Below are 22,332 nucleotides of genomic sequence, written 5' to 3'. Positions count from 1 at the left end.
CGGTTCCGCTGCTCGCCAGGAGCCTTAAAGCCGCCTCCGTTTCACGTCAAAAGGCCCGGAAAATGGGCATCTTAACGTTTGGGTGCGTTACGGTAACCTCGTTTGCAAACCGTGTTCCTGCACCGACCGTTAAGGCTGTAAAAGGCATCTTATGGGCTCCTCCCGCGCCAAGGCGACCATGCCCTTCGATTCGATGCATAACGACCGGACCGAGCACCTGGCTCTCAGCGGCCCCGTACTCCAGCGCCTGGCGGGGTCGGAGCTGGTTACTCGTGGCTCGGTCAACGTCATCAGCGTCAAGGCCATCCGCCGCTGGGCCGGTGACTGGTGGGACAAGAAGCGCGTCGACGTCTGGACCTATGTCGAGCGCAAGCTGGCCGAGCACCTGGACCGCAGCGACCTGCGCGCCCGGATCGGCGAGGAAGACTTCCTGATCGCCATGAACAACGACCAGGGCCTGGCGGCCCAGGCCACCAGCGTGCGCATCCTGGAAGACGTGCTGACCCACCTGCTGGGCGCGGCCGAGCCCACCGATCTGGGCGTGCGCGCCGTGATCGGCGTCGAAGCCGGCGGCCTGGTCTGCCGCCCGGTCGACGCGTCGGTCATCCTGGCCGCCCGGGCGCGCCGCGACTCTACCCGCTCGCCCATCCGCTTCGACATCGATCCGCTGGAAGAGACCCGGCGCACGCCCGTGGCCTTCACCACCGCCGGCGGGGCGGCTCTGCGCGTCGACTTCACGCTGGAGCACGTGATCAGCCTCAAGCGCAACATCGCCACGGCGGTGCGCATCGAGCCGGTGGTCACCCACCTGGGCACAGGCAAGCAGATCAGCGCCCGCGCCGTCTCGCGCCTGCCCGACCGCGACGCGGCCTTCATCGACGAGGCGGCCCTGAAGTACGCCGCCGTGTTCGCCCGCGCCTCGCAGGGCCACGACCGGCCCGACCTGATCGTGCCGGCCTCGTTCCGCACCCTGGGCACCCAGCGCGGGCGCGACATGTTGACCGGCACCTCAGGCCTGTCCCTGGCCCTGCTCCGCGGCGGGGTAATGATGGAGCTGGTCGATGTCACGCGCGGCACGCCCGCCGGACGCCTGCTGGAAGTGGTCGGGCTGCTCAAGGCCCTGACGCGCGGCGTCATCGCCCGCGTGCCGCCCGAGAAGGAAGCGCTGCGCGTGCTGCGCGACGCCCGCCTGCAGGGCCTGACCCTGGACGCCAGCGACCTGAGCGGCCCGGCCGAGAAAATCGCCGCCGACATCATGGCCTTCGGACGCGAAGCGCGGGGCCTGGCTCCGATGGTCGCCCTGCAAGGCCTGCCGGCCGAGGGCTATTTCGCCGCCGCCGAGACCGCCGGCCTGACCCACGCGGCCCTGCGCGCGGCCTATCCGGTCGCGGCGACTGGGACGAAGAAGGCGGCGGGCTAAACGGCCGCCCGCCCCTGCCCCACGGTGCGGACGATGGCGCGGGCATCGTAGACGTCGGCGTCGCGCGGCGGCTGGCCCTTGCCGAACACCACCTCCATCGAACTGCTGATCGCCGGCCCAGGGCCGAGGTTGAAGCTGGTGCCAACGCCCAGTCCGACCCCGCTGCGCCGGCCATAGCTGCCCGAGCCGCCGCCGATCGACAGGCTGGAGCCCCGGCCGGAGCCCGTCTGCTGGGTCATGCGGTCGGCCACCCGGAACCAGTCATAGCCGTCGCGCAGGGCCAGTTCGGCCGAGCGCAGCAACGCGTAGTCCGAGACCTGGTTGACCGGCGCGCCGGGATTGCCCTGGAAGGTCACCCGATAGCGGCCGGCCTCCAGGCGGTACTCCGAATAGCCGGCCCCGCGCGGCCCGGTCTGCGGCCCGTACAGCGTCGGCGAAGTGGCGCAGGCGGTCAGCAGGGCGGCGGAAAAGGCGAGCGCGATCAGACCTTTCGTATTCTGACGCTTCATGGCGAAATCTCCTGCCAGGCTTAACGGTTTCCCTGCCGCCCCTGTTCCGGGGGGCTCCGCTCGGGAAGTTGAAGGCCCAGCTTATCCAAAACCGCGCGCATGTCGTCGGGGATCGGCGCGCTGACCCGCCGCTCGCCGCCTTCGGGATGCGGGAAGACCAGCTGGACGGCGTGCAGCATCAGCCGCGGCGCGGGCGCCCCGCCCAGCATCAGCGCCCCGCCGTAGCGGCTGTCGCCGGCGATCGGGCGGCCGATCGAGGCCATGTGGACCCGCAGCTGGTGCATGCGGCCCGTGTCGGGGCTCAGCTCGACCAGGGCCGCGCCGTCCACCGCCGCCAGGGTGCGGTAGCGGCTGCGCGCAGTCTCGGCGTCAGGGTGGTCAGCGGCGCAGACCCGCATATAGGCCTCGCGTCCGATCGACTCGCGGCGTAGGGCCGCGTCGATCTGGCCGCCGCGCGGCTCGGGCGCGCCGGGCGTGACGATGGCCAGGTAGGTCTTGCGGAACCGCTTGCCCATCAAGGCCTTGCCCAGGAAAGTCGCGGCCGGCTTGGTGCGCGCGGTCAGGATCACGCCCGAGGTGTCGCGGTCCAGGCGATGGATCAGGCGCGGCCGCGGCCGGTCGCGCCGGGCGAGGGCCCAAAGCAGGTCGTCCAGCGTATGGGCCTGGATGCGCCCGCCTTGGCTGGACAGACCCGCCGGTTTGTTCAGGACGAAGACGCTGTCATCCTCGTGGATCACCAGCGACCGGGTGAAGGCGATCTCTTCAGGGGTCAGGGCGATCGGCGTGTCCGAGGCCTTGGGCTTGGCGACGCCGGGCGGGCGCCGGCCCGGCTTGCCGGGCGGTGGACGGCTCATGCGGCGTCTCCCTTGGGCGCGATCCACAGGGCCCGGCCGTTCAGGAACAGCCACAGCAGCATCAGCCCCGCCGGGGCCAGCGCCCAGCCGCCGCGCGAGGCGAAGCTGGTCAGCAGGAAGACCGCGAAGGCCACCGGCAGGGCGTAGATGGCGTTGGCCACGATCGACGGCCAGTGCGGCGGCCGGGTGAACACCAGCAGCGGCCCGCTGGCCCGCCGGCGGAAGATCAACGGCGGCAAGACCAGCAGCAGGGTGATCGTCGCGATCGGGATCATCGCCACCAGCGCCCCGGCCAGCGGGATCTCCAGGGTGTCGGACCATTCGGGCAGCTGCTCGCGATAGAACCGGTGCAGCGGGTCAGCGGCCAGTCCGGCCAGGGTGGCGACCAGGGCCAGCAAGGTGACGGTCAGGACGACCCACGCGCTCTTCTGCGTTCGTAGCAGCCGCCCCCCGAACCGCATCGCCAAACCCGTGACCGCGACAGCGCAGACGCCCAGGCCGAAACAGGCGTAGGCGAGGTCGGCGTACAGCCACTTGCGGGTGGCGTACTGGGCCTGCAAGGCGGCGAATCTGGCGGTGGCGGCCTTGAAGGCGTCGGCGTCGGGCTGGCCGAAATAGAGCGTGGCGCGCAGCTTCCGAAGCTCGGCGAAATAGGCGCTGGAGTCGGTGTGCCAGGGCGTGGCGGCGGCCAGCCACAGCAGCGCCGCGCCGGCCAGCAGCAGGACCAGGGCGATCGCGGCGGTCACGCGGACCGCAGGGGTAAGCTTCACTTGCCGTCTCTCCGCAGGCGGTTCCAGGCGTCGAGGCGCTCCTTGACCTTGGCCTCGGCTCCGACGGGCTTGGGCTCATAGAGGCTGGGCCGTTCCAGGCCGTCCGGGAAGTAGTTCTGGCCCGACACCCCGCCCTCGACGTCGTGATCGTAGGCGTAGCCCTCGCCATAGCCCAGCGATTTCATCAGCTTGGTCGGGGCGTTGAGGATGTGGGCCGGCGGCATGAGACTGCCGGTCTCCTTGGCCAGCCGGCGGGCGGCCTTGTAGGCGTTGTAGACGGCGTTGGACTTGGGCGCGCTGGCCATGTGCACCACCGCCTGGGCCAGGGCCAGTTCGCCCTCGGGGCTGCCCAGGAAGTCGTAGGCGTCCTTGGCGGCCGTAGTCAGCAGCAGGCTCAGGGGATCGGCCGCGCCGATGTCCTCGGACGCCATGCGCACCAGGCGGCGGGCGATGAACAGCGGATCCTCCCCGCCCTCCAGCATCCGGGCCAGCCAGTAGAGCGCCGCGTCCGGATCGCTGCCGCGCACCGATTTGTGCAGGGCCGAGATCAGGTTGTAGTGCTCCTCGCGGTTCTTGTCGTAGGCCGGGCGGCGCTTCTGCAGGAACTGGGTCAGCTGGGCGGGATTGAGCGGCGTGTCCGTGCCGATGGCCAGCAGGGTCTCGGTCAGGGTCAGCAGGTAGCGGCCGTCGCCATCAGCCATGGCGATCAGGGTCGCGCGCGCGTCGTCGTCCAGCGGCAGCTTGCGGGTCTCGGCCGTCTCGGCCTTGACCAGCAGGGCCTCCAGCGCGTCCTCGTCCAGCCGCTTGAGCACGAACACCTGGCAGCGCGACAGCAGAGCGCCGTTCAGCTCGAACGACGGGTTCTCGGTGGTGGCGCCCACCAGGGTGACGATTCCCTCCTCCACGAACGGCAGGAAGCCGTCCTGCTGGGCGCGGTTGAAGCGGTGGATCTCGTCGACGAACAGAAGGGTGCTCTGGCCGGCCGAGCGCCGCACCCGGGCCTGCTCGAAGGCCTTCTTCAGGTCGGCCACGCCCGAGAACACCGCCGAGATCTGCATGAACTCGTAGCCCCCGGCCTTGGCCAGCAGGCGGGCGATGGTGGTCTTGCCGGTGCCGGGCGGGCCCCACAGGATCATCGAGGCCAGGCGTCGGGCCGCCGCCATGCGGCCGATCGGGCCCTCGGGACCCAGCAGGTGCTCCTGGCCCACCACCTCCTCGAGGCTCTGGGGACGCAGGCGGTCGGCCAGCGGCGACGGCGCGTGGGGCGTCAGGCCGGCGGCTTGGAAAAGATCGGACATGGGCTAGGTTTACTTAATCACGGAGGGAACCACCATGACCAACGAAGGCGATCCGACCCGGGGTCCGACGACCGGCGTCATCCCCTATCTTTCCGTCGTCGGCGGCAAGGCGGCCGTGGACTTCTACAAGCGCGCGTTCGGGGCCGAGGAGGTGTTCCGCAACACCGCCGACGACGGTGAGCGGCTGCTGCATTCCCGGCTGATCATCAATGGCGACTGGGTGATGCTGTCGGACCATTTCAGCGAGATGGCCCACGGCGATTACAAACCGCCGGCCGCCGTGACCCTTCACCTGCAGGTCGATGACGCCGACGCCTGGTGGAACCGTGCGATCGAGGCCGGAGCGACCGTTCGCTTCCCCCTGGCCGACCAGTTCTGGGGCGACCGCTACGGCCAGCTCGTCGATCCGTTCGGCCACACCTGGTCGGTGGCGTCGAAGATCAGGGGTTAGGGCCGTTTGCCAGGGCCGGCTAGAAGGGCGTTTTACTCCGCCATCGTCTCGCCGGACCCGCCGAACTCGGCCGGAAAGTCCTTCAGCTTCGGCAGGCCGTCGCGCATCGGCAGCACGGTCTCGGCATAGTTAATGTGCACGCCCGGCGCGAAGGCCAGGGTCGGGAGTGTGGCGGCGAACACGTCGACCAGGCCCAGGGTCGGATGAAGGGTCATCAGATGGCCGCCGCACTTGGCGCAATACTGCCGCTGGCTGAACGCGGTCTTTTGGTAGGTCGCCAGCTCGTCGGCCCCCGAAGTGACCCGCACGACCTCGGGCTTCCAAAGGCTGAAGGCGTTGACCGGCCCGCCCGACCAGGCGCGGCACGAGCGGCAGTGGCAATAGCCCATGCCTTCCGGTTCGCCGACGACCTCCAACTGGACCGCGCCGCAAAAGCAGCTTCCGACATGGGTCATGACACGTTCCTGGGTTCGCGTGACCAGCAACCCGACGGTACTGCTTCCGCGGCACCGCAACAAGCGCCGCCGCCGGTCGCCCTTACGCCCGCAGCCGCGCCGTGATCCGCTGGCCGTTGCGCTCGATCGTCACCGTCCAGACCGAGGCCGGCGCGTTCGAGGCCGCCGCCAAGTCGGCGGTGGTGTTGATGGCCCGGCCGTTGACCTCGCGGATGAAGTCGCCCGGGCGCAGGCCGGCGTTCAGCGCAAAGCCCTGACCGATCTTGGTGACCAGCACGCCCCGGCCGGCGAACGGATCGACGCTCAGATCCTGGGCCACGGCCGGCGACAGATTGACCACGGTGGCGCCGTCGAACGGGTTGCGGCCCTTCAGCACCCGTTCGTCGCGGGCAGGGCTTTCCGGGGCGGCCTCGGCCCGCAGGGTCAGGGTCTGTTCCTTGCCGTTGCGGTTGATCAGCACCGCGACCCGGTCGCCGACCTTATGGGTGCCGATGGCGAAGGCGCCGCCGCCCTCGTCGTTCACCGCCTGGCCGTCGATCGACAGGATCACGTCGCCGTCGCGAATGCCCGCCCGGTCGGCCGAGCCGCCCGGATAGACGTCGGAGATCACCACGCCCCGCGGCGCGGTCAGGCCCAGGCTGCGGGCGATATCGCCGGTGACCGGCTGGCCCTTCACGCCCAGCCAGGGCCGCACCACGCTGTGGCCGCCGCCCAGGGCGGTGTTGACCACCTGGCGCACCACGGCGGCCGGAATGGCGAAGCCGACGCCGGCCGAGGAGCCCGAACGCGAGATGATGAAGGTGTTGATGCCGATCAGGTCGCCGTCCATGTCGACCAGCGGACCGCCGGAATTGCCGGGATTGATCGCCGCGTCGGTCTGGATGTAGCTGCCGAACTCTGCGGCCCCGACGTCGGTGCGGGCCAGGGCCGAGACGATGCCGTTGGTCACGGTCTGGCCGACGCCGAACGGGTTGCCCATGGCCAGGACCAGGTCGCCGACCTCCAGCTGCTCCTGGTCGTCGATGGCGATCACCGGCAGGCGCTCGCCCTTGGTGTCGATCTTCAGCACCGCCAGGTCCGAACGCGGGTCGTCCAGAAGCACCTTGGCCGGGAACTCCCGGCGGTCGGCCAGCTGGACGGTGACGTCGCTCATGCCCTCGATATTGTGGTGGTTGGTGATGATCACCCCGTCGGCGCGGACGATGGCGCCGGAGCCGAGCGAGCCCTGCACCTGCTCGCGCGGCGTGCCGTCGCCGCCGCCCATGAAGAAGTCCCAGAACGGGTCGACGCGCTGGCGCACCACCCGGCGACTGGCGACGTTGACGATGGCCGGGGCGGTCTTCTTGACCACCGGCGAGAACGAGGCCTTCAGCGACCCCGGATCGGTAGGCGCGCGACGGGTCGGCTGGGCCAGGTCGGGGATCGATTGGGCCTTGGAAGGCCCCTGGGGCGAACAGGCGGCCAGCAGGGCCAGGGCGGGAAGCACGACGCGATAGGATCGCATGGTTGTTCGGCGACTCCGTGAAAATCCAGCCCGCGAGATCAGCCGAGCTTTCGGGCGCATTGATGGCGGCCAAGGTTCGGGATTTCGGGTGAAGCCCGGCCGCCGCTGTTCAAAGACCGTCAGGCGACGCTCGGTTCCACCGCGGCGGGGCGCGCCACGCGGATCGCCAATACGGTGGCGGCCGCCAGCAGGGCGGCGGCGATCAGGGCCGGCAAGCCGGGCAGGTGCAGGGTCGCGTCGTGACGCACCGCCCACGAGAACGGCAGCAGGTACAGCGACGGCCCGACGATGGCGGTGACGCCCATCATGGCGGAGTTCGCCCCCTGCAGCTGGCCCTGCTCCCACGGCTGGACCCGGCGGGTCATCAGCCCTTGCAGCCCCGGCTGGATCAGGCCCGTGAAGGCGAAGATCGGCAGGCCGCACAGATACAGCCACCCCGTCGGCGCCAGGCCGTAGATCATGAAGCCGACGCAGCCCGAGAACAGGCCGATCAGCAGCGCCCCGCGCTCGCCCACCCGCTTGACCACCGGCCCGACCACGAAGCTCTGCAGCAGGATGCCGGCGACGCCGCTGCCCATCAGGGTCAGGCCGATCACCGCCGTCGACCAGTGGTAGCGGAAGCCCATGTACAGCACAAAGACGCTGGGCAGCACGTTGTGCGACAGCTGGAACAGGAAGCCCACGCCCGCCAGGCCCAGCAAGTCGGGCTTGCTCTTGAGCAGGTTCAGCGAGCCCAGCGGATTGGCCTTGCTCCAGTCAAAGCGGTGGACGCGTTTCTCGGGTGGCAGCGATTCCGGCAGCACGAAGAAGCCGTACAGCCAGTTGCACAGGGCCAGGCCAGCGCAGACCAGGAACGGCAGCCGGTGGTCGAACTGCCACAGCCAGCCGCCCAGGGCCGGGCCGAAGGTGAAGCCCACCCCGAACGCCGCGCCCATCAGGCCAAAGCCCTTGGCCCGCTCCTCCGGCTTGGTGACGTCGGCGACATAGGCCCCGGCGGTCGAGAAGCTGGCCGCCGTCATGCCGTTGAACACCCGGCCGACGAACAGCCACCAGATGGTCGGGGCGAAGGCCATGAACAGGAAATCGACGCCCAGCCCGAAGATCGAGGTCAGGATCACCGGCCGCCGCCCCCAGCGGTCCGACATCAGGCCCAGGATCGGCGAGCAGAAGAACTGCATCACGCCCCAGGTGGTGGCGAACAGTACCACCCACAGGGCGGTCGAGGCGGTGTCGCCGCCGTTGAAGCGCTTCATGAGCTCCGGCAGCACGGGGATCATCACCCCCAGCGACAGCACGTCCAGGCAGGCGGTGATGAAGATGAAGCCCAGCGCGGCCTGTCGGTGGTTCTTGCTGGCGGTTTTGGTCATGCGTCGCCCTCCCTGGCGCGTTCTTTTACGTCCATAGCCGCCCGGCTGGCGAGACTTGTCAGCAGCGCACGCCACCACTCCGCATGGCGCTGCAGGAAGACGGCCTCCGGGAAGCGATGCCGCGCTACGTGCTCGGACGGGACGATGTCCCAGCCGCGATGCTCGACCGTGACCCGGGTCTCGTCTCCCACCGGCTCGAAGCGGACCTCGACCTCGGTGTCCATGCCGGGCGCAAAGCTGGCCTGGCGCCAGCCGAACACCAGCCGCTGGCCGGGATCCCAGACGCGGACGGAGCCGATCTCGAACACCCTGCCCGACGGCAGGCGCTCGACCAGGCGGGCGCCCTGACCGGTCCCCTCGAAGGCCAGGACGCCCGGCGAGCGCGGGGTGAATGAGAACAGGGCGTTGGGCCTCCACCACGCGCCGATGTCGGCGGTGAACACCTCGAACACCCGTAGCGGCGGAGCCTTGATCCGCAGGGCGACCAACACCTTGGAACTCATGCGCTGTCGTCCTCGACATGCGCCTTCAGCGCCAGGAGTTGGTCGCTCCACAAGCCCTCGGCCGCCTCGGCCCAGGCCTTGAGTTCGGCCATCGGCGCGGCGCGCAGGGCGTAGATCCGCACCCGGGCGTCGAACGGCGGGTGGGTCTCCTCCACCAGGCCGGCCAGGCGCAGGGCGCGCAGGTGGCGGCTCATGGCCGGAGCCGACAGGCCGGCGGCCTGGGCCAGCTCGCCCGCCCGGCGCGGTCCCCGGCGCAGCAGATCGACGGTGGCGCGCCGATGCGGGTCGGCCAGGGCCGCCAGGGTGACGTCGAGCGAAGCGGTCACGGCGTCGCCGCCGGGGCTCGACCGGCTTCCAGCAAGGCGATCTGCCGCTTGTTGGCCTTCAGCCGCCAGGCCGCCTCCAGAGCCCCGCTCAGGGTCAGCTCGTCGGCCTCGGCCAGCACGACCAGGGTCGCGCCCTTCAGCCCCCAGGCGCCCGGCACGAGCCGGAACACCCGGGGCTCGGCGCCTGTCACCATCTCCTGCTGGTCCCGCGTCAGCGACACCATGCCGAACGCTGCGTCGGGATAGCCCAGGGTGGCGAAGATCCGCCCCACCCGGAAGTCGGCCGTGCCCATGTGCGAGCTCTCGACGGCCCCGGGCAGGGCCAGGGCCAGGCGGCGGAAGTCGTCGGGCGTCATCGGCGCGGTCACGCCCAGCCCTTGACCACCTTCAGGCCGGACGTCGCCTCGGCCTCCTCGACGCCGACGTCGCGCACCGGCGCGCCCACCGTCCAGAAATGACCCTCCAGATCGCGGCAGCGATAGGTGCGATCGCCATAGAACTGGTCGGCCGGCTCCATCAGGATCTCGGCCCCGGCCGCCCGCGCCCGTTGGCAATGGGCGTCGATGTCGCCTTCGAGATGGATGTGGACGCTCTGGGTGTTGAACCCGTCGATCGAGGCCGGGCTCTTGTGCTGGACGCTCCACTCGCTGCCGATCATCACCACGCTGTCGCCGAAACTCATCTCCGAGTGGGCCAGATTCCCCTCGTTGTCCTCGATCAGCATCACCAGCTCGAAGCCGAAGGCCGCTTCCAGGAATTTCAGCGCGGCCTTCGGATCGCGATAGCAGAGGGCCGAGGTCAGGGCCGCGCGGTTCATGGCCAAGCTCCGTTTCCAATATCGGCAATATTTAACGCATATCGAAACTATTTAGGCAAGCTGAGCCGACACAAATCCGCCCGGCTTCCGTCCAAAGCTGCCGGCGAAAAGGGGAAGCACCATGTTCGACGTCCCGCCGGCCGCGGTTTGCCCGATTCCGTCGGACCTCACCGCCTTCACCTCCCTCGACTCCCTGCCCCCTGCGATCCAGGTGGACCTGAAGATGAAGACCGGCGGCCTCTCGCCCGCCGGCGGCCCCTTCGAAGCCACCGACGTGGGCGATGGCCCCAAGCGACGGTTCGTCGCCGCCGCAGGCAATCCGGTCCTGGATGTGGTGATCTACGAGCACGGCGGACGCGGCTATCATCGCCACGTTCTCGTCTACGACCGGATGAACTATGCAGGCATACCCCTGCTGGCGTTCCACAAGATCATCATGGACGACATTTCGATCTGTGACGCCTTGACCCAAGCGCTGGCGTCTCTGGCCCACGACACGGAGCCGACCATCTTGGGCGGAGAACCTTCCTCGCAACACTGGTGATGCTAACGCAGCGCCGCCTTCACCGGCCCCAGCTTGCCGTCGCCCTTGTCGCCCTTCACGCCGATCAGGCGGGTCAGCAGCGGATAGACGTCGACATTGTCGAACACCGGCAGCACGACGCCCGACCGGAAGGCCGGGCCGTGGGCGACGAACACCGCCCTCATGGCAGGGTCGAAGGGGTCGTAGCCGTGGGCCCCGCCGTCGCGCGGATGCTCGGCCCAGCGCTTCTTGATCGCGCTGGCGGTGGCGAAGTACCAGCCCCGGTCGGCCAGGCAGACGATCGGCGGCACGCGTGGATTGGTCCCGTAGCCGTAGCGGGCCGGGGCCTTCTCCTTCTTCCAGCAGGTCAGGTGCGGATGGGCCTTGAGCATCGCCGCCGCCACCTCCGCCTCGAAACCCGGCAGGGCGCGCGCGCCGACGACCGAGCCGGTGCTGACGAACCTGACCTTGGCCGGGTCGACCAGGGTCGCCACATCGACCAGGCCGCTCAGGGGCTGGGGCGCCATGCCGTGGTCGGCGACGACGACGATATTGGTGGTCGCGTAGAGTCCCCTCGCCTTCAGCCCCTGGACCAACCGGCCGATGGCGGCGTCCACCTCGGCGGCGGCCGCGTTCACCTCCGGCGAGTCCGGCCCGTAGTGGTGACCCTCGGTGTCGGTGCGGTCGAAATAGAGGGTGGCCAGGCCCAGCGGCGGGTCCTTGGCGTCGATCCAGGCCAGCAGGGTGTCGACCCGGTCGTTGGACGACATCTTCATGTCGAACACCTTCCAGCGGCCGGGTCGCACGCCGTCGATCCGCGCCTCCGAGCCCGGCCAGAACAGGATGCCGGCGTGCACGCCCTGCTGCTCGGCGCTGACCCAGATCGGCTTGGCCTGCTCCCACCAGCGGCCGTCGCCGACCGCCTCGGGGTTGGACATGCTGAAGCTGACGCCGGGAATGGCCTCGTCCTCCAGCGTGTTGTTGACCATGCCGTGGTGGTCGGGCCGCTTGCCGGTCACCAGGGTGTAGTGGTTGGGATAGGTCAGGGACGGGAACGACGGCCGCATGGCCCCGCGCGCGCCGCCGGCGGCCAGGGCGCTCAGGCTCGGGGTGTTTCCGCGGTCGAGGTAGTCGGGCCGGAAGCCGTCCAGGGAGATCAGGATGGTCAGCGGCGGCTTCGCGGGCGGCTTGGCGGCCCGCGTCGGCGTGGTCGTGGCCAGGACGCCCGCGATCAGGGCCAGGACCAGGGCGGTCCAGCGACGTAGAACGACCATCACGCACCTCGCACTCGCAACGCCCGGCCTATAGCCCAGTCTTGTGACGGCTCGCCATGTCTGTCGGCGACTTAACTTGGCGACGGCGGGCCGCCCGGCCATAGTCGCCGCATCTTTCAGGGAGTCGCCTCGCATGACCGCCGCCGGAACCTGCTCCGCATGAGCTTCGCCCTGGAGACCGAGAGCCTCGTCAAGACCTATGGCGCGGTGCGCGCGCTGGACGGCCTGTCGCTGCGCATCCCGGCCGGCGGGGTGTTCGGCGTGCTGGGCCCAAACGGGGCGGGCAAGAGCACCCTGTTCCGCATCGCCCTGGGGCTGGTGAGGCCCACCAGCGGGACAGCGCGGCTGTTTGGCGCCCCAGCCGGCCAGGCCTCGTCTCTGCGGCGAGCCGGAGCGATGATCGAGACCCCGCGCTATCCGCCCTATCTGACCGCCCGCGACGTGCTGAAGATGCTGGCCATGGAGAGCGGCGCGGTCGGCTCCGCCGACATCGACTACTGGCTCGAGCGCGTCGGCCTGGGCGGTGCGGCCGACCGCAAGGCCGGGACCTTCTCTGTGGGCATGAAGCAGCGCCTGGGCCTGGCCGCCGCCTTCTTCACCCGGCCGGAGCTGGTGATCCTGGACGAGCCGACCAGCGGCATGGACCCGGCCGGCATCCAGGAGATCCGCGCCCTGATCCGCGACCTGGCCGACAAGGAAGGCGTGACGATCATCCTGGCCAGCCACCAGCTGGACGAGGTCCGCCGGGTCTGCGACCGGGTGGCGATCTTCTCCAAGGGCAAGCTGGCGGCCGAGGGCGACGTCGAGGCCCTGACCGGCGGCAAGCCCCGCCTGCGCCTGACCGTCTCGCCGGCCGACAAGGCCCTGGCGGTGCTGGGCGCCAAGGGCCAGCCGGACGGCCCCAACGCGGTGCTGGCCGACGTGCTGCGCGCCGAAACGCCCGCCCTCATCAGGGCCCTGGTCGAGGCCGGGGTCGAGATCACCGAGGCCCGCTGGCGCGAGGCCGACCTGGAAAGCGCCTATCTCGGCGCCCTCGAACCCAAGGATCTGGTCGATGCTCGCTGACGCCATCGCCGCCGAGCGCTTCCGCCTCTCCCGCGACCGGACCGCTCTGTTCTGGGGCTTCGGCTTCGCGCCGCTGGTCGCCATGCTGTTCAGCATGGCGATCGACCTGTTCACCCGCGCGGTCCTGCATCGGACCATTCCCGGCGAGACGACCGACCTGGCCAACCGGGCCATGGGCGCGGTGGCGGGAGCCTCAGGCCCGTTCACCGCCCTGTTCCTGCTGATCGGCGCGGCGGCGATCTTCGCCGGCGACTATCGCTGGGAGACCTGGCGCCTGCTCACCCCCCGCAACAGCCGCGTCAACCTGCTGGTCGCCAAGCTGATCGTCTTCGCCGAGGTCGCGGCCTGGAGCCTGCTGCTGACCGCCGTCACCGCGGCGCTGGCGGGGCTGTTCAGCAGCCTAGTCAACCACGCCCGCCTGGTGGCGCCGCCCGGCGGCTCGGTCGTCATGGGCCATTTCGCCGGGGTCTTCGTGATCACCTGGCTGGAGGTGATGCTGGTCGGGGCCCTGGCCGGTCTGGTCGGCGTCGTCACCCGGTCGACGATGGGGGCGGTGATCGCCGGCCTGGTCGTGGTCTTCGTGCAATCGACCCTGGCCGCGACGATGCAGGCCACCACCTGGAAGTCGCTGGCGATCCCAGCCTATGCCGGCCGCATTCTCAAGGCCTTCGTCGCCGCCCCCGACGAGATGCGGCCCGAGGCGGGTCCCGCCGGCCTGGGGCTGCTGCTGCTGCTGGCCTGGCTGGTCGTGCTGGCCGGCGGCGCGGTGGCGCTGTTCCGGCGCCAGGACCTGACGAAGGAATAGCGGCAGCGCCCTAGGCCGCCGCCCAGGTCGGCGGGTCGCTCGACACCTGGAAGTGCTCGACCTGGGCCTCCAGGCGCACGGCGTCGTCGGCCAGGCCGCGGCTGGCGGCGGTGGCCTGTTCGGCCATGGCGGCGTTCTGCTGGATGACCTGGTCCATCTGGCGGACCGCCTGATCGACCTCGGCCAGGCCCGCGGCCTGCTCGCGGCTTGACTGGGCGATCTGCTCCATCAGGCCGCCGATCAGCCCTACCCGCTCGACGATGTCACCCAGAGCCGTACCGGCCTCGCCGACCAGGGTCACGCCCGAGCGGACATGGTCGGACGACTCCGAGATCAGCCCCTTGATCTCCTTGGCCGCCTCGGCCGAGCGCTGGGCCAGGGCCCGCACCTCCTGCGCCACGACGGCGAAACCGCGGCCGGCGTCTCCGGCCCGGGCCGCTTCCACACCGGCGTTGAGGGCCAGCAGATTGGTCTGGAAGGCGATCTCGTCGATGACGCCGAGGATCTGAGAGACCTTGCTCGACGAGCTTTCGATCTGGCTCATGGCCTGGGCGGCGCGACCGACGACCTGGCTGGAGCGGTCGGCGACCGCGCGGCTGTCGATCACCGCGGCGTTGGCCTCGTCGGCCCCCTCGGCCGTGCGCCGGACACTGGCGCTGACCTGGCCCAGGGCGGCGGCCGTCCTGACCAGGTTGGCGGCCTGTCGCTCGGTGCGGGTCGAGAGGTCCTCGATCGCGCCGTTGATCTCGCCGACCCCGGCCCGCAGGCCGCCCGCGCCTTGGGCGACCTCGAGCAGGGCCGCCTCCAGCCCGGCGATCGCCCGGTTGAAGTCGCCGCGCAACCCTTCATAGGCGGCCGGGAAGGCAGTCTCCAGGCGCGCGGTCAGGTCGCCGGCCTTCAGCCGGGCCACGGCCGCGCTCAGGGCCTCGACCACCTGCAACCGCCCCGCCTCCTCGGCCCGCCGTTCGGCGTCGTGCCGGGCCTTGGCGGCCTCGGTCTCGCCGCGCTCGGCCGCGATGCGATCCTCGGCGGCCTGACGCGCGACGATCGCCTCTCGGAACACCGCCACCGAATTGGCCATCTCGCCGATCTCATCGCCGCGCCCCGCGAACGGCACGGCCCGGTCGTAGTCGCCGGCCGCCAGCCGGCCCATGAAGCTGGTCATGGCCTGGATCGGCCGAACGACGCGGCGGCTGATCAGGACGATCCCGCCGCCCACCACCAGCAGCACCAGCGCGCCCGCCCCGGCCAGCAGGACGAAGGCCAGGCGGGTCTGGGCCACGGCCCGCGCCTCCACCGCGGCGGCGTCGCGGTTGGCCATGACCACGACCTTGTCGATGACGGCGCGATGGGCCTCGTAGGCGATGTCGGCCCGGGCCAGGCCCCGCCGGGCCCGCTCCAGGTCGCCGGACCGCACGGCGGGCACGATCTCCTGGTCGATCTCGCGCCAGAATTCCATGGCCGGAGCCGCCGACTGGTCGACCAGGACCGCCCGCATGGCCGGATCGATCGGCGCGGTGGTCCAGTAGGCGCGGCGGGTGTCGTAGTCCTTGCGCAGGGCCGCCAGCTTGTCGGCGGCGGCGTCCACTGTTTCAGGATGAGCCACCAGCTTGGTGGCCACGAGGTCGGCCTCGACCACGTAGAGCGGCGGCGGCAGGATGTCGGCGACGATGTCCTTGTTGTCGACGATCTGGCGGAACAACGGCCCGCCCACTCGCAGCCCTTCGATCGCGAACAGGGCCAGGCCGCCGGCCAGGACCACGCCCACGGCCAGCGCGCCGCCAAAGGCGCGCATGACGCCGGAGATCTTCATCTCCATCCCCCCTCCCCGGGTTTTATGGGGACGAAGCATGCGGGCGTTGAGGTGAATAAACCTCTACCATGATGGGTCTGGCCCGCTTCATCGTGTCGCAGGCCGCCCCGGACGCAAAAAGGGCCCCGGATCGCTCCGGAGCCCTCGTCGTCAGCCGAGGCTGAAAATGCTTAGTCTTCCGAGTCGGCGGTGAACACCGGGCCGGAGTCCTTGCCCTTGGCCGAGACGTCGCGGTCGACGAACTCGATGACGGCCAGCGGGGCGTTGTCGCCGTAGCGGAAGCCGGCTTTCAGGACGCGGATGTAGCCGCCCTGGCGGTCCTTGTAGCGAGGACCGATGGTGGCGAACAGCTTGCCGACTTGCTCGACGTCGCGGACGGTCGAGATGGCCTGACGGCGGGCGTGCAGGTCGCCGCGCTTGGCCAGGGTGACCAGCTTTTCGACGAACGGACGCAGTTCCTTGGCCTTGGGCAGGGTGGTGACGATCTGCTCGTGCTTGATCAGCGAGGCCGACATGTTGGCGAACATGGCGGTGCGGTGAGCGGAAGTACGGCCCAGTTTACGGTGAGCTTTACCGTGACGCATTGTGGTCTCTCCTGGGCCTTGGCCCGCTGTCGCGCGAAAAGGTGCGCTGATTGTCACCAATCCCGGCGGCGTCCCGGCCGGGTTCAGAACGAAGCGCCGGGGCCCTCCACCGCTGGTGCGGCTTCAAAAGGCCCAGGCCGCCTTCCAGGTCCGAAGACTGGAAGACGGCCCGGATTAGGCGCGATACGCGTACCTCAGATCTGGCCTTAGATCTGGTCTTCGAACTTCTTGGCCAGGTCTTCGATGTTTTCGGGCGGCCAGTTCGGCACGTCCATGCCCAGGTGCAGACCCATGCCGGCCAGCACTTCCTTGATTTCGTTCAAGGACTTGCGGCCGAAGTTCGGGGTGCGCAGCATCTCGGCTTCGGTCTTCTGGATCAGGTCGCCGATATAGACGATGTTGTCGTTCTTCAGGCAGTTGGCCGAGCGAACCGACAGTTCCAGTTCGTCCACCTTCTTCAGCAGGGCCGGGTTGAACGGCAGTTCCGGCTTGGCCTCGTCGGCGGTCTTGGCCTTGGGCTCTTCGAAGGTGATGAAGATCTGCAGCTGGTCTTGCAGGATGCGGGCGGCGTAGGCCACCGCGTCCACCGGCGTGACCGCGCCGTTGGTTTCCACTTCCAGGATCAGCTTGTCATAGTCCAGCGACTGGCCCTGGCGGGTCGGCTCGACGCGATAGGCCACGCGCTTGACCGGCGAGTACAGGGCGTCGACCGAGATCAGGCCGATCGGCGCGTCTTCCGGACGGTTGCGGTCGGCCGGGACATAGCCCTTGCCGGTGTTGACCGTGAACTCCATCCGCACCGAGGCGCCGTCGTCCAGCGTGCACAGCACGTGGTCGGGGTTCAGGATCTCGATGTCGGCCGGGGTTTCGATCTGACCCGCGGTGACCGGGCCGGGGCCCGTGGCGCGCAGGGTCATGCGCTTGGGGCCTTCGGCGTGCATGCGCACGGCCAGTTGCTTGATGTTCAGAACGATGTCGACGACGTCTTCGCGGACGCCTTCGAGCGAGGAGAATTCGTGTACGACGCCATCGATCTGGATGGCGGTGACGGCGGCGCCCTGAAGCGAGGAGAGCAGGACGCGGCGGAGAGCGTTGCCGAGCGTCACACCGAAGCCGCGTTCGAGCGGCTCAGCCACGATGCGAGCCTTGCGGGTCGCGTCGGCGCCAGTCTCGATCTGCGGCTTCTCAGGACGGATCAGCTCGTTCCAGTTTCTTTCGATCACGTGGTCGATCCCTTGAACGCGGCTCGCCGGCCGCGTTTTGCGCAGCCGGCGAAGGAGAATTGGGTCTAAAAAGTACTAGACGCGACGACGCTTGGGCGGACGGCAACCGTTGTGCGGGATCGGCGTCACGTCGCGGATCGTCGTGATGGTCATGCCGGCGGCCTGGAGGGCGCGCAGGGCCGACTCACGGCCCGAACCCGGACCCGACACGTTGACCTCAAGGGTCTTCACACCGTGCTCGGCGGCCTTCTTGCCCGCGTCTTCCGCAGCCATCTGAGCGGCGTACGGGGTCGACTTGCGCGAACCCTTGAAGCCCATCATGCCGGCGCTCGACCAGGAGATGGTGTTCCCCTGGGCGTCGGTGATGGTGATCATGGTGTTGTTGAACGAGGCGTTCACGTGCGCCACGCCCGAGGTGATGTTCTTGCGTTCGCGCTTTTTAACGCGAGCCGGTTCCTTGGCCATCGTCAGGCTACCTTATTTCTTCTTGCCGGCGATCGGCTTGGCCGGACCCTTGCGGGTACGAGCATTCGTGTGCGTGCGCTGACCACGGACCGGCAGGCCCTTGCGGTGACGCAGGCCGCGATAGCAGGCCAGGTCCATCAGGCGCTTGATGTTCATCGAGTTTTCGCGGCGCAGGTCGCCCTCGACGGTGAAGTCCTTGTCGATCGTTTCACGGATCGCGAGCACTTCGGCGTCGGTCAGCTGGTTGACCCGGCGGGCGTCATCGATGCCCACCTTGGTGACGATGTCACGAGCGGACTTCTGGCCGATGCCATGAATGTACTGAAGCGCGATCAAAACGCGCTTGTTCGTCGGGATGTTGACGCCTGCGATACGGGCCACGTCTAATGTTCTCCTAGTCACGCACTAAAGACGCGAACGGCGCGCCCGGCCCGGCCTTTCGGCCCAGTCCGGCGCGCACAGATCGCGCCCTTTCGCGGAAGCGCCCCGTTATAGGGATAGTTGCGCGTCCGTCAATGGCGGAATCCGCTCATAGAGAGGATTCCAACGAAGTCTTAAGCCACGACCGAAAGCGCGGCGTCGATGGCGCTGGCCACCGCGTCCACGGTTCCCATGCCGTCGACCTCCGACAGCTTGCCTTGCTCCCGGTAGTACGGCAGCAGCGGCGCGGTGTCGGCGTTGTAGCGATCCAGGCGGTTCACGAAGGTTTCGGGATTGTCGTCCGACCGCCCCTGCTCGGCGTACCGCTTGGTGATCCGTTCGATCAGGGCGGGCTCGTCTACCTTGAGTCGGAGGACGGAGTCGATCTTCTGACCCCGCTTGGCCAGCATGGAGTCCAGGGCCTGGGCCTGGGCGACCGTGCGCGGGAAGCCGTCGAAGATGGCGCCGCCGGCCGTCTCGGCCTCGGTCAGGCGATCCTCGATCAGGGCGATGACGATCTCGTCGGTGACCAGGTCGCCCCGATCCAGCACGCCCTTCACCTTCTGGCCGAGCTCGGAGCCCGAGGCGATGGCGGCGCGGAGCATGTCGCCAGTCGACAGCTGGACCATGCCCCGCTGCTCGACCAAACGCTTGGCCTGGGTGCCCTTCCCCGCTCCGGGCGGACCGAACAGGATCAAGTTCATCAATGCGCTTCCTGCGTTTCCGCGAGTCTGACGCCCGCGCCCCGCTCAGACCTAGAGTGGGTTCGATAAAAACGGAAGCCGGTTTATGACAAACCGGCTTCCGCGTCTGGCCTTCCGTCGCGCCGGAGGGGTTTAGCGCCCCTTGCCGCCGCGCAGCTTCGACTTCTTGATCAGGCCCTCGTACTGGTGCGCCAGCAGGTGGGACTGGATCTGGGCGACCGTATCCATGGTCACCGTCACCACGATTAGGATCGAGGTGCCGCCCAGGGCGAACTTGGTCGGCCCCATGCTGCTCATCAGCAGTTCAGGCAGGATGCAGACGGCGGTGATGTAGGCCGCGCCGATCACGGTCAGGCGGGTCAGGACATAGTCCAGATATTCCGCTGTCCGCTTGCCCGGTCGGATGCCCGGCATGAAGCCGCCGTACTTGCGCAGGTTCTCGGCCGTCTCGTCGGGATTGAACACGACCGAGGTGTAGAAGAACGAGAAAAAGATGATCAGGGCCGCGTAGAGCACCATGAACAACGGCTGGCCGTGCTGCAGAGCGCCGACCACGGTCGGCAGCCATTGCAGCCAGTTGGGCAGGTTGGCCGTGGCCAGGAAGCCCATGGCGGTAGTCGGCAGCAGCAGCAGGCTGGAGGCGAAGATCGGCGGGATGACGCCCGCGGTGTTCAGCTTCAGCGGGATGAACGAGGTGTCGCCGCCGATCATCCGGTTGCCCTGCTGGCGCTTGGGATAGTGCACCAGCAACCGGCGCTGCGAGCGCTCGATGAAGACGATGAAGAAGATCACGGCCACGGCCAGCACGGCCACGGCGAACAGGGCGAAGCCCGACATCGCGCCAGTCTGCACCTGGGTGAACATCTGCACCACGCCCAGCGGCAGGGCGGCCACGATGCCGGCGAAGATGATCAGCGACACGCCGTTGCCGACGCCCCGGCTGGTGATCTGCTCGCCCAGCCACATCAGGAACAGGGTGCCGCCGGTCAGGGCCACCACCGTCGAGACGATGAAGAAGGCCGGGGCGATGCCGCCGACGATCATGTTGGGCTGGCTCTGCAGGCCCACGGCGATCGAGAACGACTGCACGATGGCCAGGATGACCGCCAGGTAGCGGGTGTACTGATTAAGGGTCTTGCGGCCGGCTTCGCCGCCTTCCTTCTTCAGCTTCTCCCACGGCGGATACACCGAGCCCATCAGCTGCACGATGATCGAGGCGCTGATATAGGGCATCACGTTCAGCGAGAACACGGCCATGCGCTGCACGGCGCCGCCCGAGAACATGTTGAACATCCCCAGGATGCCCTTCGACTGCTGCGAGAACGCGGCGGCGAAGGCTTCCGGATTGATCCCCGGGATCGGCACATAGGTGCCGAGCCGGTAGACGATCAGGGCGATGAGCGTGAACCAGATGCGCTTGTGAAGTTCGGTGGCCTTCTGGAAGGACCCGAAGTTCATGTTGGCTGCGAGTTGTTCGGCGGCCGAGGCCATTCAAATCCCCACGTCGAGAGCGCGCGCCGCGTCCGCGGCCTTGGTCGCGCTCCAAGCATAAATCCGAGCCGGATCCGGATGGCGGTGAATCGCCGGGGCCGGATCAAGCCCGAGTACGGAGCCGTACATAGGTGAGGCTCGCCGCGATGTCACGGCGAGCCTCGTTATTCTGTCATCCCGGCGGGAAACGGCGGACCTGGCGGGGCCTCCCCTGCCCTGTCCGCGATCCCGGCAATGACGTCAGGCGACGCGTCCGGGATGACATTATGGCCTTAGGCTTCGGCTTGCGCCTTGGCCTTCTTGGTCACGGTCACCGAACCGCCGGCGGCTTCCACGGCCTTGATGGCCGCTTCGGTCGCCGAATAGACGGTCAGCTTCAGGGCGGTCTTGATCTCGCCCTTGCCCAGCAGCTTCACGCCGTCCAGTTCGCGACGGATCACGCCGGCGGCGACCAGGTCAGCGGCGGCCAGCTCGGCGCCGGCCTTCAGCTTGCCGGCGGCCACGGCCTGCTCCAGGCGCCACAGATTCACCTCGGCGAACGCCAGGCGGAAGGGGTTGTTGAAGCCGCGCTTGGGCATGCGCATGTGCAGCGGCATCTGGCCGCCTTCGAAGCCGGCGATGGCTACGCCCGAGCGCGCCTTCTGGCCCTTCACGCCGCGACCGCCGGTCTTGCCCTTGCCCGAACCCGGGCCGCGGCCGATGCGCATGCGGCCCTTGGTCGAGCCGGGAGCCGGAGTCAGTTCATTCAGCTTGGTCATGTGTGCCTCTCCCTGGAGATCTGCGCCTGGCCAGCGGCCAGACTCGGCTTTTGGAAACAAAGAAACTCAAACGAAAACCACCCCGGCTTTCACCGGGGTGGCGATTTCGACGTCTCGTAGCAGACCTACTCGACGATTTCCAGCAGGTGCTGAACCTTGCGGATCATGCCGCGGACCGCCGGGGTGTCTTCCAGCTCGGACTCGCGGCCCAGCTTGTTGAGACCCAGGCCGGCCAGCGTCGCGCGCTGGATGGCGTTGCGACGGATCGGGCTGCCGGTCTGGCGAACCTTCACGGTCTTAGCTTGCTTAGCGGTAGCCATGTCTTAGCCCTCGATGGCGTCCGGAGCCGAGGCTCCGTCGGCGCGGCGGCCGAGAATGTCGCCAACCTTCTTGCCGCGCTTGGCGGCGATCTGGCGGGGCGACGATTGAACCTTCAGGGCTTCGAACGTGGCGCGGACCATGTTGTACGGGTTGCTGGAACCCGTCGACTTGGCCACGACGTCCTGGACGCCCAGGGTTTCGAGAACCGCGCGCATCGGACCACCGGCGATGACGCCCGTGCCGGGAGGGGCGGCGCGCATCATGACCTTGCCAGCGCCCCAACGGCCATAGCCGTCGTGGTGCAGGGTGCGCGACTCGCGGAGCGGGACGCGGACCATGGTCTTCTTGGCTTCTTCGGTCGCCTTGCGGATGGCTTCCGGCACTTCACGCGCCTTGCCATGACCGTAGCCGACGCGGCCCTTCTGGTCGCCGACGACCATCAGAGCGGCGAAGCTGAAGCGACGGCCGCCCTTAACGGTGGCGGCGACGCGGTTGATGTGGACGAGCTTTTCGACGATGTCGCTGTCGACCCGCTCCTCGGGGGCGTTGCGGTCGCGACGGTCCCGGCGTTGGCCGCCTTCACCGCGCTGTTGGTCACCACGAGCCATGATG

At 68.9% G+C, this 22,332-nt stretch carries 27 protein-coding genes; 5 read left to right on the top strand and 22 right to left on the bottom strand.

Features of this window, described 5'->3' with window-relative positions; translation table 11 throughout:
• The first annotated feature begins 178 nt into the window (after positions 1–178).
• The gene (locus tag EV278_RS21980; protein WP_132096053.1) at positions 179–1,420 is read left to right on the top strand and encodes a hypothetical protein; all 1,242 of its coding nucleotides are present in this window, start codon (positions 179–181) and stop codon (positions 1,418–1,420) included.
• On the opposite strand, the gene EV278_RS21975 is transcribed toward EV278_RS21980, so the two are convergent.
• The 4 genes from EV278_RS21975 to EV278_RS21960 are packed head-to-tail and all read right to left on the bottom strand — an operon-like array spanning position 1,417 to position 4,851.
• Positions 1,417–1,929, bottom strand: a complete 513-nt coding sequence (locus tag EV278_RS21975; protein WP_132096052.1) for a hypothetical protein — start codon at positions 1,927–1,929, stop codon at positions 1,417–1,419. The genes EV278_RS21980 and EV278_RS21975 overlap by 4 nt on opposite strands.
• A gap of 20 nt (positions 1,930–1,949) precedes the next feature.
• Complete coding sequence (locus EV278_RS21970) at positions 1,950–2,783, bottom strand: RluA family pseudouridine synthase (RefSeq protein ID WP_132096050.1); 834 nt, start codon at positions 2,781–2,783, stop codon at positions 1,950–1,952.
• Positions 2,780–3,553, bottom strand: a complete 774-nt coding sequence (locus EV278_RS21965; RefSeq protein ID WP_132096048.1) for a hypothetical protein — start codon at positions 3,551–3,553, stop codon at positions 2,780–2,782. Before EV278_RS21965 ends, EV278_RS21970 begins: the two co-directional genes overlap by 4 nt.
• The gene (locus EV278_RS21960) at positions 3,550–4,851 is read right to left on the bottom strand and encodes a replication-associated recombination protein A (RefSeq protein ID WP_132096046.1); all 1,302 of its coding nucleotides are present in this window, start codon (positions 4,849–4,851) and stop codon (positions 3,550–3,552) included. The genes EV278_RS21965 and EV278_RS21960 overlap by 4 nt, the downstream gene beginning before the upstream one ends.
• A 34-nt stretch (positions 4,852–4,885) precedes the next feature.
• On the opposite strand from EV278_RS21960, the gene EV278_RS21955 reads away from it, so the two are divergent.
• Complete coding sequence (locus tag EV278_RS21955) at positions 4,886–5,302, top strand: VOC family protein (protein WP_132096044.1); 417 nt, start codon at positions 4,886–4,888, stop codon at positions 5,300–5,302.
• A gap of 32 nt (positions 5,303–5,334) precedes the next feature.
• Here the strand turns inward: EV278_RS21955 and EV278_RS21950 are convergent, their stop codons facing one another.
• From EV278_RS21950 to EV278_RS21920, 7 genes are all read right to left on the bottom strand, one after another.
• On the bottom strand, positions 5,335–5,757 hold the full coding sequence (locus tag EV278_RS21950) for a GFA family protein (RefSeq protein ID WP_132096042.1): 423 nt from the start codon (positions 5,755–5,757) through the stop codon (positions 5,335–5,337).
• An 82-nt stretch (positions 5,758–5,839) separates the two neighbouring features.
• Positions 5,840–7,321 (bottom strand): DegQ family serine endoprotease, encoded by a 1,482-nt coding sequence (locus EV278_RS21945; RefSeq protein ID WP_207905545.1) that lies wholly within the window; start codon positions 7,319–7,321, stop codon positions 5,840–5,842.
• A gap of 59 nt (positions 7,322–7,380) precedes the next feature.
• Positions 7,381–8,628 (bottom strand): TCR/Tet family MFS transporter, encoded by a 1,248-nt coding sequence (locus EV278_RS21940; protein ID WP_132096038.1) that lies wholly within the window; start codon positions 8,626–8,628, stop codon positions 7,381–7,383.
• Positions 8,625–9,131, bottom strand: coding sequence for an SRPBCC domain-containing protein (locus EV278_RS21935; protein WP_132096036.1), 507 nt, complete (start codon positions 9,129–9,131; stop codon positions 8,625–8,627). Before EV278_RS21935 ends, EV278_RS21940 begins: the two co-directional genes overlap by 4 nt.
• Positions 9,128–9,457, bottom strand: a complete 330-nt coding sequence (locus EV278_RS21930; protein ID WP_132096034.1) for a metalloregulator ArsR/SmtB family transcription factor — start codon at positions 9,455–9,457, stop codon at positions 9,128–9,130. Before EV278_RS21930 ends, EV278_RS21935 begins: the two co-directional genes overlap by 4 nt.
• Positions 9,454–9,825 carry an MmcQ/YjbR family DNA-binding protein gene (locus EV278_RS21925; protein ID WP_243692295.1) on the bottom strand — a complete coding sequence of 124 codons (372 nt, stop codon included), beginning with the start codon at positions 9,823–9,825 and terminating at the stop codon, positions 9,454–9,456. The genes EV278_RS21930 and EV278_RS21925 overlap by 4 nt, the downstream gene beginning before the upstream one ends.
• Positions 9,822–10,274, bottom strand: coding sequence for a VOC family protein (locus tag EV278_RS21920; protein WP_132096032.1), 453 nt, complete (start codon positions 10,272–10,274; stop codon positions 9,822–9,824). The genes EV278_RS21925 and EV278_RS21920 overlap by 4 nt, the downstream gene beginning before the upstream one ends.
• A gap of 121 nt (positions 10,275–10,395) precedes the next feature.
• Between EV278_RS21920 and EV278_RS21915 the strand changes: the two genes are divergently transcribed.
• A complete protein-coding gene (locus EV278_RS21915) occupies positions 10,396–10,818 on the top strand; it encodes a hypothetical protein (RefSeq protein WP_132096030.1) in 423 nt (140 codons plus the stop codon).
• Between the two features lie 2 nt (positions 10,819–10,820).
• On the opposite strand, the gene EV278_RS21910 is transcribed toward EV278_RS21915, so the two are convergent.
• Entirely contained in the window at positions 10,821–12,071 is a 1,251-nt protein-coding gene (locus tag EV278_RS21910) for an ectonucleotide pyrophosphatase/phosphodiesterase (protein WP_132096028.1), read from the bottom strand.
• 159 nt (positions 12,072–12,230) lie between these two features.
• Here EV278_RS21910 and EV278_RS21905 point away from each other — a divergent pair, with 159 nt between their 5' ends.
• Both EV278_RS21905 and EV278_RS21900 read left to right on the top strand, forming a co-directional pair.
• Positions 12,231–13,136 (top strand): ABC transporter ATP-binding protein, encoded by a 906-nt coding sequence (locus tag EV278_RS21905; RefSeq protein ID WP_132096026.1) that lies wholly within the window; start codon positions 12,231–12,233, stop codon positions 13,134–13,136.
• A complete protein-coding gene (locus EV278_RS21900; RefSeq protein WP_132096024.1) occupies positions 13,126–13,941 on the top strand; it encodes an ABC transporter permease in 816 nt (271 codons plus the stop codon). Before EV278_RS21905 ends, EV278_RS21900 begins: the two co-directional genes overlap by 11 nt.
• Before the next feature lie 10 nt (positions 13,942–13,951).
• Here the strand turns inward: EV278_RS21900 and EV278_RS21895 are convergent, their stop codons facing one another.
• From EV278_RS21895 to rpsE, 10 genes are all read right to left on the bottom strand, one after another.
• Positions 13,952–15,754, bottom strand: a complete 1,803-nt coding sequence (locus tag EV278_RS21895; RefSeq protein WP_132096022.1) for a HAMP domain-containing methyl-accepting chemotaxis protein — start codon at positions 15,752–15,754, stop codon at positions 13,952–13,954.
• A 170-nt stretch (positions 15,755–15,924) separates the two neighbouring features.
• Complete coding sequence (gene rplQ / locus EV278_RS21890) at positions 15,925–16,338, bottom strand: 50S ribosomal protein L17 (protein ID WP_026176397.1); 414 nt, start codon at positions 16,336–16,338, stop codon at positions 15,925–15,927.
• A gap of 206 nt (positions 16,339–16,544) precedes the next feature.
• Entirely contained in the window at positions 16,545–17,561 is a 1,017-nt protein-coding gene (locus EV278_RS21885) for a DNA-directed RNA polymerase subunit alpha (RefSeq protein WP_056759332.1), read from the bottom strand.
• 75 nt (positions 17,562–17,636) lie between these two features.
• A complete protein-coding gene (gene rpsK, locus EV278_RS21880) occupies positions 17,637–18,026 on the bottom strand; it encodes a 30S ribosomal protein S11 (RefSeq protein WP_018112960.1) in 390 nt (129 codons plus the stop codon).
• 12 nt (positions 18,027–18,038) lie between these two features.
• A complete protein-coding gene (gene rpsM, locus EV278_RS21875; RefSeq protein WP_012285684.1) occupies positions 18,039–18,407 on the bottom strand; it encodes a 30S ribosomal protein S13 in 369 nt (122 codons plus the stop codon).
• Between the two features lie 173 nt (positions 18,408–18,580).
• Positions 18,581–19,150 (bottom strand): adenylate kinase, encoded by a 570-nt coding sequence (locus EV278_RS21870; RefSeq protein WP_132096020.1) that lies wholly within the window; start codon positions 19,148–19,150, stop codon positions 18,581–18,583.
• A gap of 132 nt (positions 19,151–19,282) precedes the next feature.
• Positions 19,283–20,641 carry a preprotein translocase subunit SecY gene (secY, locus tag EV278_RS21865; RefSeq protein ID WP_132096018.1) on the bottom strand — a complete coding sequence of 453 codons (1,359 nt, stop codon included), beginning with the start codon at positions 20,639–20,641 and terminating at the stop codon, positions 19,283–19,285.
• A gap of 272 nt (positions 20,642–20,913) precedes the next feature.
• Positions 20,914–21,399, bottom strand: a complete 486-nt coding sequence (rplO, locus tag EV278_RS21860; protein WP_132096016.1) for a 50S ribosomal protein L15 — start codon at positions 21,397–21,399, stop codon at positions 20,914–20,916.
• 125 nt (positions 21,400–21,524) lie between these two features.
• Positions 21,525–21,719, bottom strand: coding sequence for a 50S ribosomal protein L30 (rpmD, locus tag EV278_RS21855; protein ID WP_018061055.1), 195 nt, complete (start codon positions 21,717–21,719; stop codon positions 21,525–21,527).
• A 3-nt stretch (positions 21,720–21,722) separates the two neighbouring features.
• Positions 21,723–22,328, bottom strand: coding sequence for a 30S ribosomal protein S5 (gene rpsE / locus EV278_RS21850; RefSeq protein WP_018113050.1), 606 nt, complete (start codon positions 22,326–22,328; stop codon positions 21,723–21,725).
• Positions 22,329–22,332 lie beyond the last annotated feature (4 nt).

Origin of the sequence: Caulobacter sp. BK020 (assembly GCF_004342605.1) — a bacterium.
Lineage (GTDB): Bacteria > Pseudomonadota > Alphaproteobacteria > Caulobacterales > Caulobacteraceae > Caulobacter.
The sequence above is the reverse complement of the archived record's forward strand: the minus strand, read 5'-3'. Positions and strand labels throughout refer to the sequence as shown.

What these genes read in the sequence shown, in the direction of transcription:
- EV278_RS21895 (WP_132096022.1), bottom strand. Translation starts at nt 15,754, where the DNA reads ATGAAGATCTCCGGCGTCATGCGCGCCTTTGGCGGCGCGCTGGCCGTG.
- EV278_RS21950 (WP_132096042.1), bottom strand. Translation starts at nt 5,757, where the DNA reads ATGACCCATGTCGGAAGCTGCTTTTGCGGCGCGGTCCAGTTGGAGGTC.
- secY (WP_132096018.1), bottom strand. Translation starts at nt 20,641, where the DNA reads ATGGCCTCGGCCGCCGAACAACTCGCAGCCAACATGAACTTCGGGTCC.
- rpsE (WP_018113050.1), bottom strand. Translation starts at nt 22,328, where the DNA reads ATGGCTCGTGGTGACCAACAGCGCGGTGAAGGCGGCCAACGCCGGGAC.
- EV278_RS21980 (WP_132096053.1), top strand. Translation starts at nt 179, where the DNA reads ATGCCCTTCGATTCGATGCATAACGACCGGACCGAGCACCTGGCTCTC.
- rplO (WP_132096016.1), bottom strand. Translation starts at nt 21,399, where the DNA reads ATGACCAAGCTGAATGAACTGACTCCGGCTCCCGGCTCGACCAAGGGC.
- rpsK (WP_018112960.1), bottom strand. Translation starts at nt 18,026, where the DNA reads ATGGCCAAGGAACCGGCTCGCGTTAAAAAGCGCGAACGCAAGAACATC.
- EV278_RS21960 (WP_132096046.1), bottom strand. Translation starts at nt 4,851, where the DNA reads ATGTCCGATCTTTTCCAAGCCGCCGGCCTGACGCCCCACGCGCCGTCG.
- EV278_RS21915 (WP_132096030.1), top strand. Translation starts at nt 10,396, where the DNA reads ATGTTCGACGTCCCGCCGGCCGCGGTTTGCCCGATTCCGTCGGACCTC.
- rpmD (WP_018061055.1), bottom strand. Translation starts at nt 21,719, where the DNA reads ATGGCTACCGCTAAGCAAGCTAAGACCGTGAAGGTTCGCCAGACCGGC.
- EV278_RS21970 (WP_132096050.1), bottom strand. Translation starts at nt 2,783, where the DNA reads ATGAGCCGTCCACCGCCCGGCAAGCCGGGCCGGCGCCCGCCCGGCGTC.
- EV278_RS21945 (WP_207905545.1), bottom strand. Translation starts at nt 7,321, where the DNA reads ATGCGCCCGAAAGCTCGGCTGATCTCGCGGGCTGGATTTTCACGGAGT.
- EV278_RS21905 (WP_132096026.1), top strand. Translation starts at nt 12,231, where the DNA reads ATGAGCTTCGCCCTGGAGACCGAGAGCCTCGTCAAGACCTATGGCGCG.
- EV278_RS21920 (WP_132096032.1), bottom strand. Translation starts at nt 10,274, where the DNA reads ATGAACCGCGCGGCCCTGACCTCGGCCCTCTGCTATCGCGATCCGAAG.
- EV278_RS21940 (WP_132096038.1), bottom strand. Translation starts at nt 8,628, where the DNA reads ATGACCAAAACCGCCAGCAAGAACCACCGACAGGCCGCGCTGGGCTTC.
- EV278_RS21955 (WP_132096044.1), top strand. Translation starts at nt 4,886, where the DNA reads ATGACCAACGAAGGCGATCCGACCCGGGGTCCGACGACCGGCGTCATC.
- EV278_RS21910 (WP_132096028.1), bottom strand. Translation starts at nt 12,071, where the DNA reads ATGGTCGTTCTACGTCGCTGGACCGCCCTGGTCCTGGCCCTGATCGCG.
- rplQ (WP_026176397.1), bottom strand. Translation starts at nt 16,338, where the DNA reads ATGCGTCACGGTAAAGCTCACCGTAAACTGGGCCGTACTTCCGCTCAC.
- EV278_RS21935 (WP_132096036.1), bottom strand. Translation starts at nt 9,131, where the DNA reads ATGAGTTCCAAGGTGTTGGTCGCCCTGCGGATCAAGGCTCCGCCGCTA.
- EV278_RS21870 (WP_132096020.1), bottom strand. Translation starts at nt 19,150, where the DNA reads ATGAACTTGATCCTGTTCGGTCCGCCCGGAGCGGGGAAGGGCACCCAG.
- EV278_RS21900 (WP_132096024.1), top strand. Translation starts at nt 13,126, where the DNA reads ATGCTCGCTGACGCCATCGCCGCCGAGCGCTTCCGCCTCTCCCGCGAC.
- EV278_RS21975 (WP_132096052.1), bottom strand. Translation starts at nt 1,929, where the DNA reads ATGAAGCGTCAGAATACGAAAGGTCTGATCGCGCTCGCCTTTTCCGCC.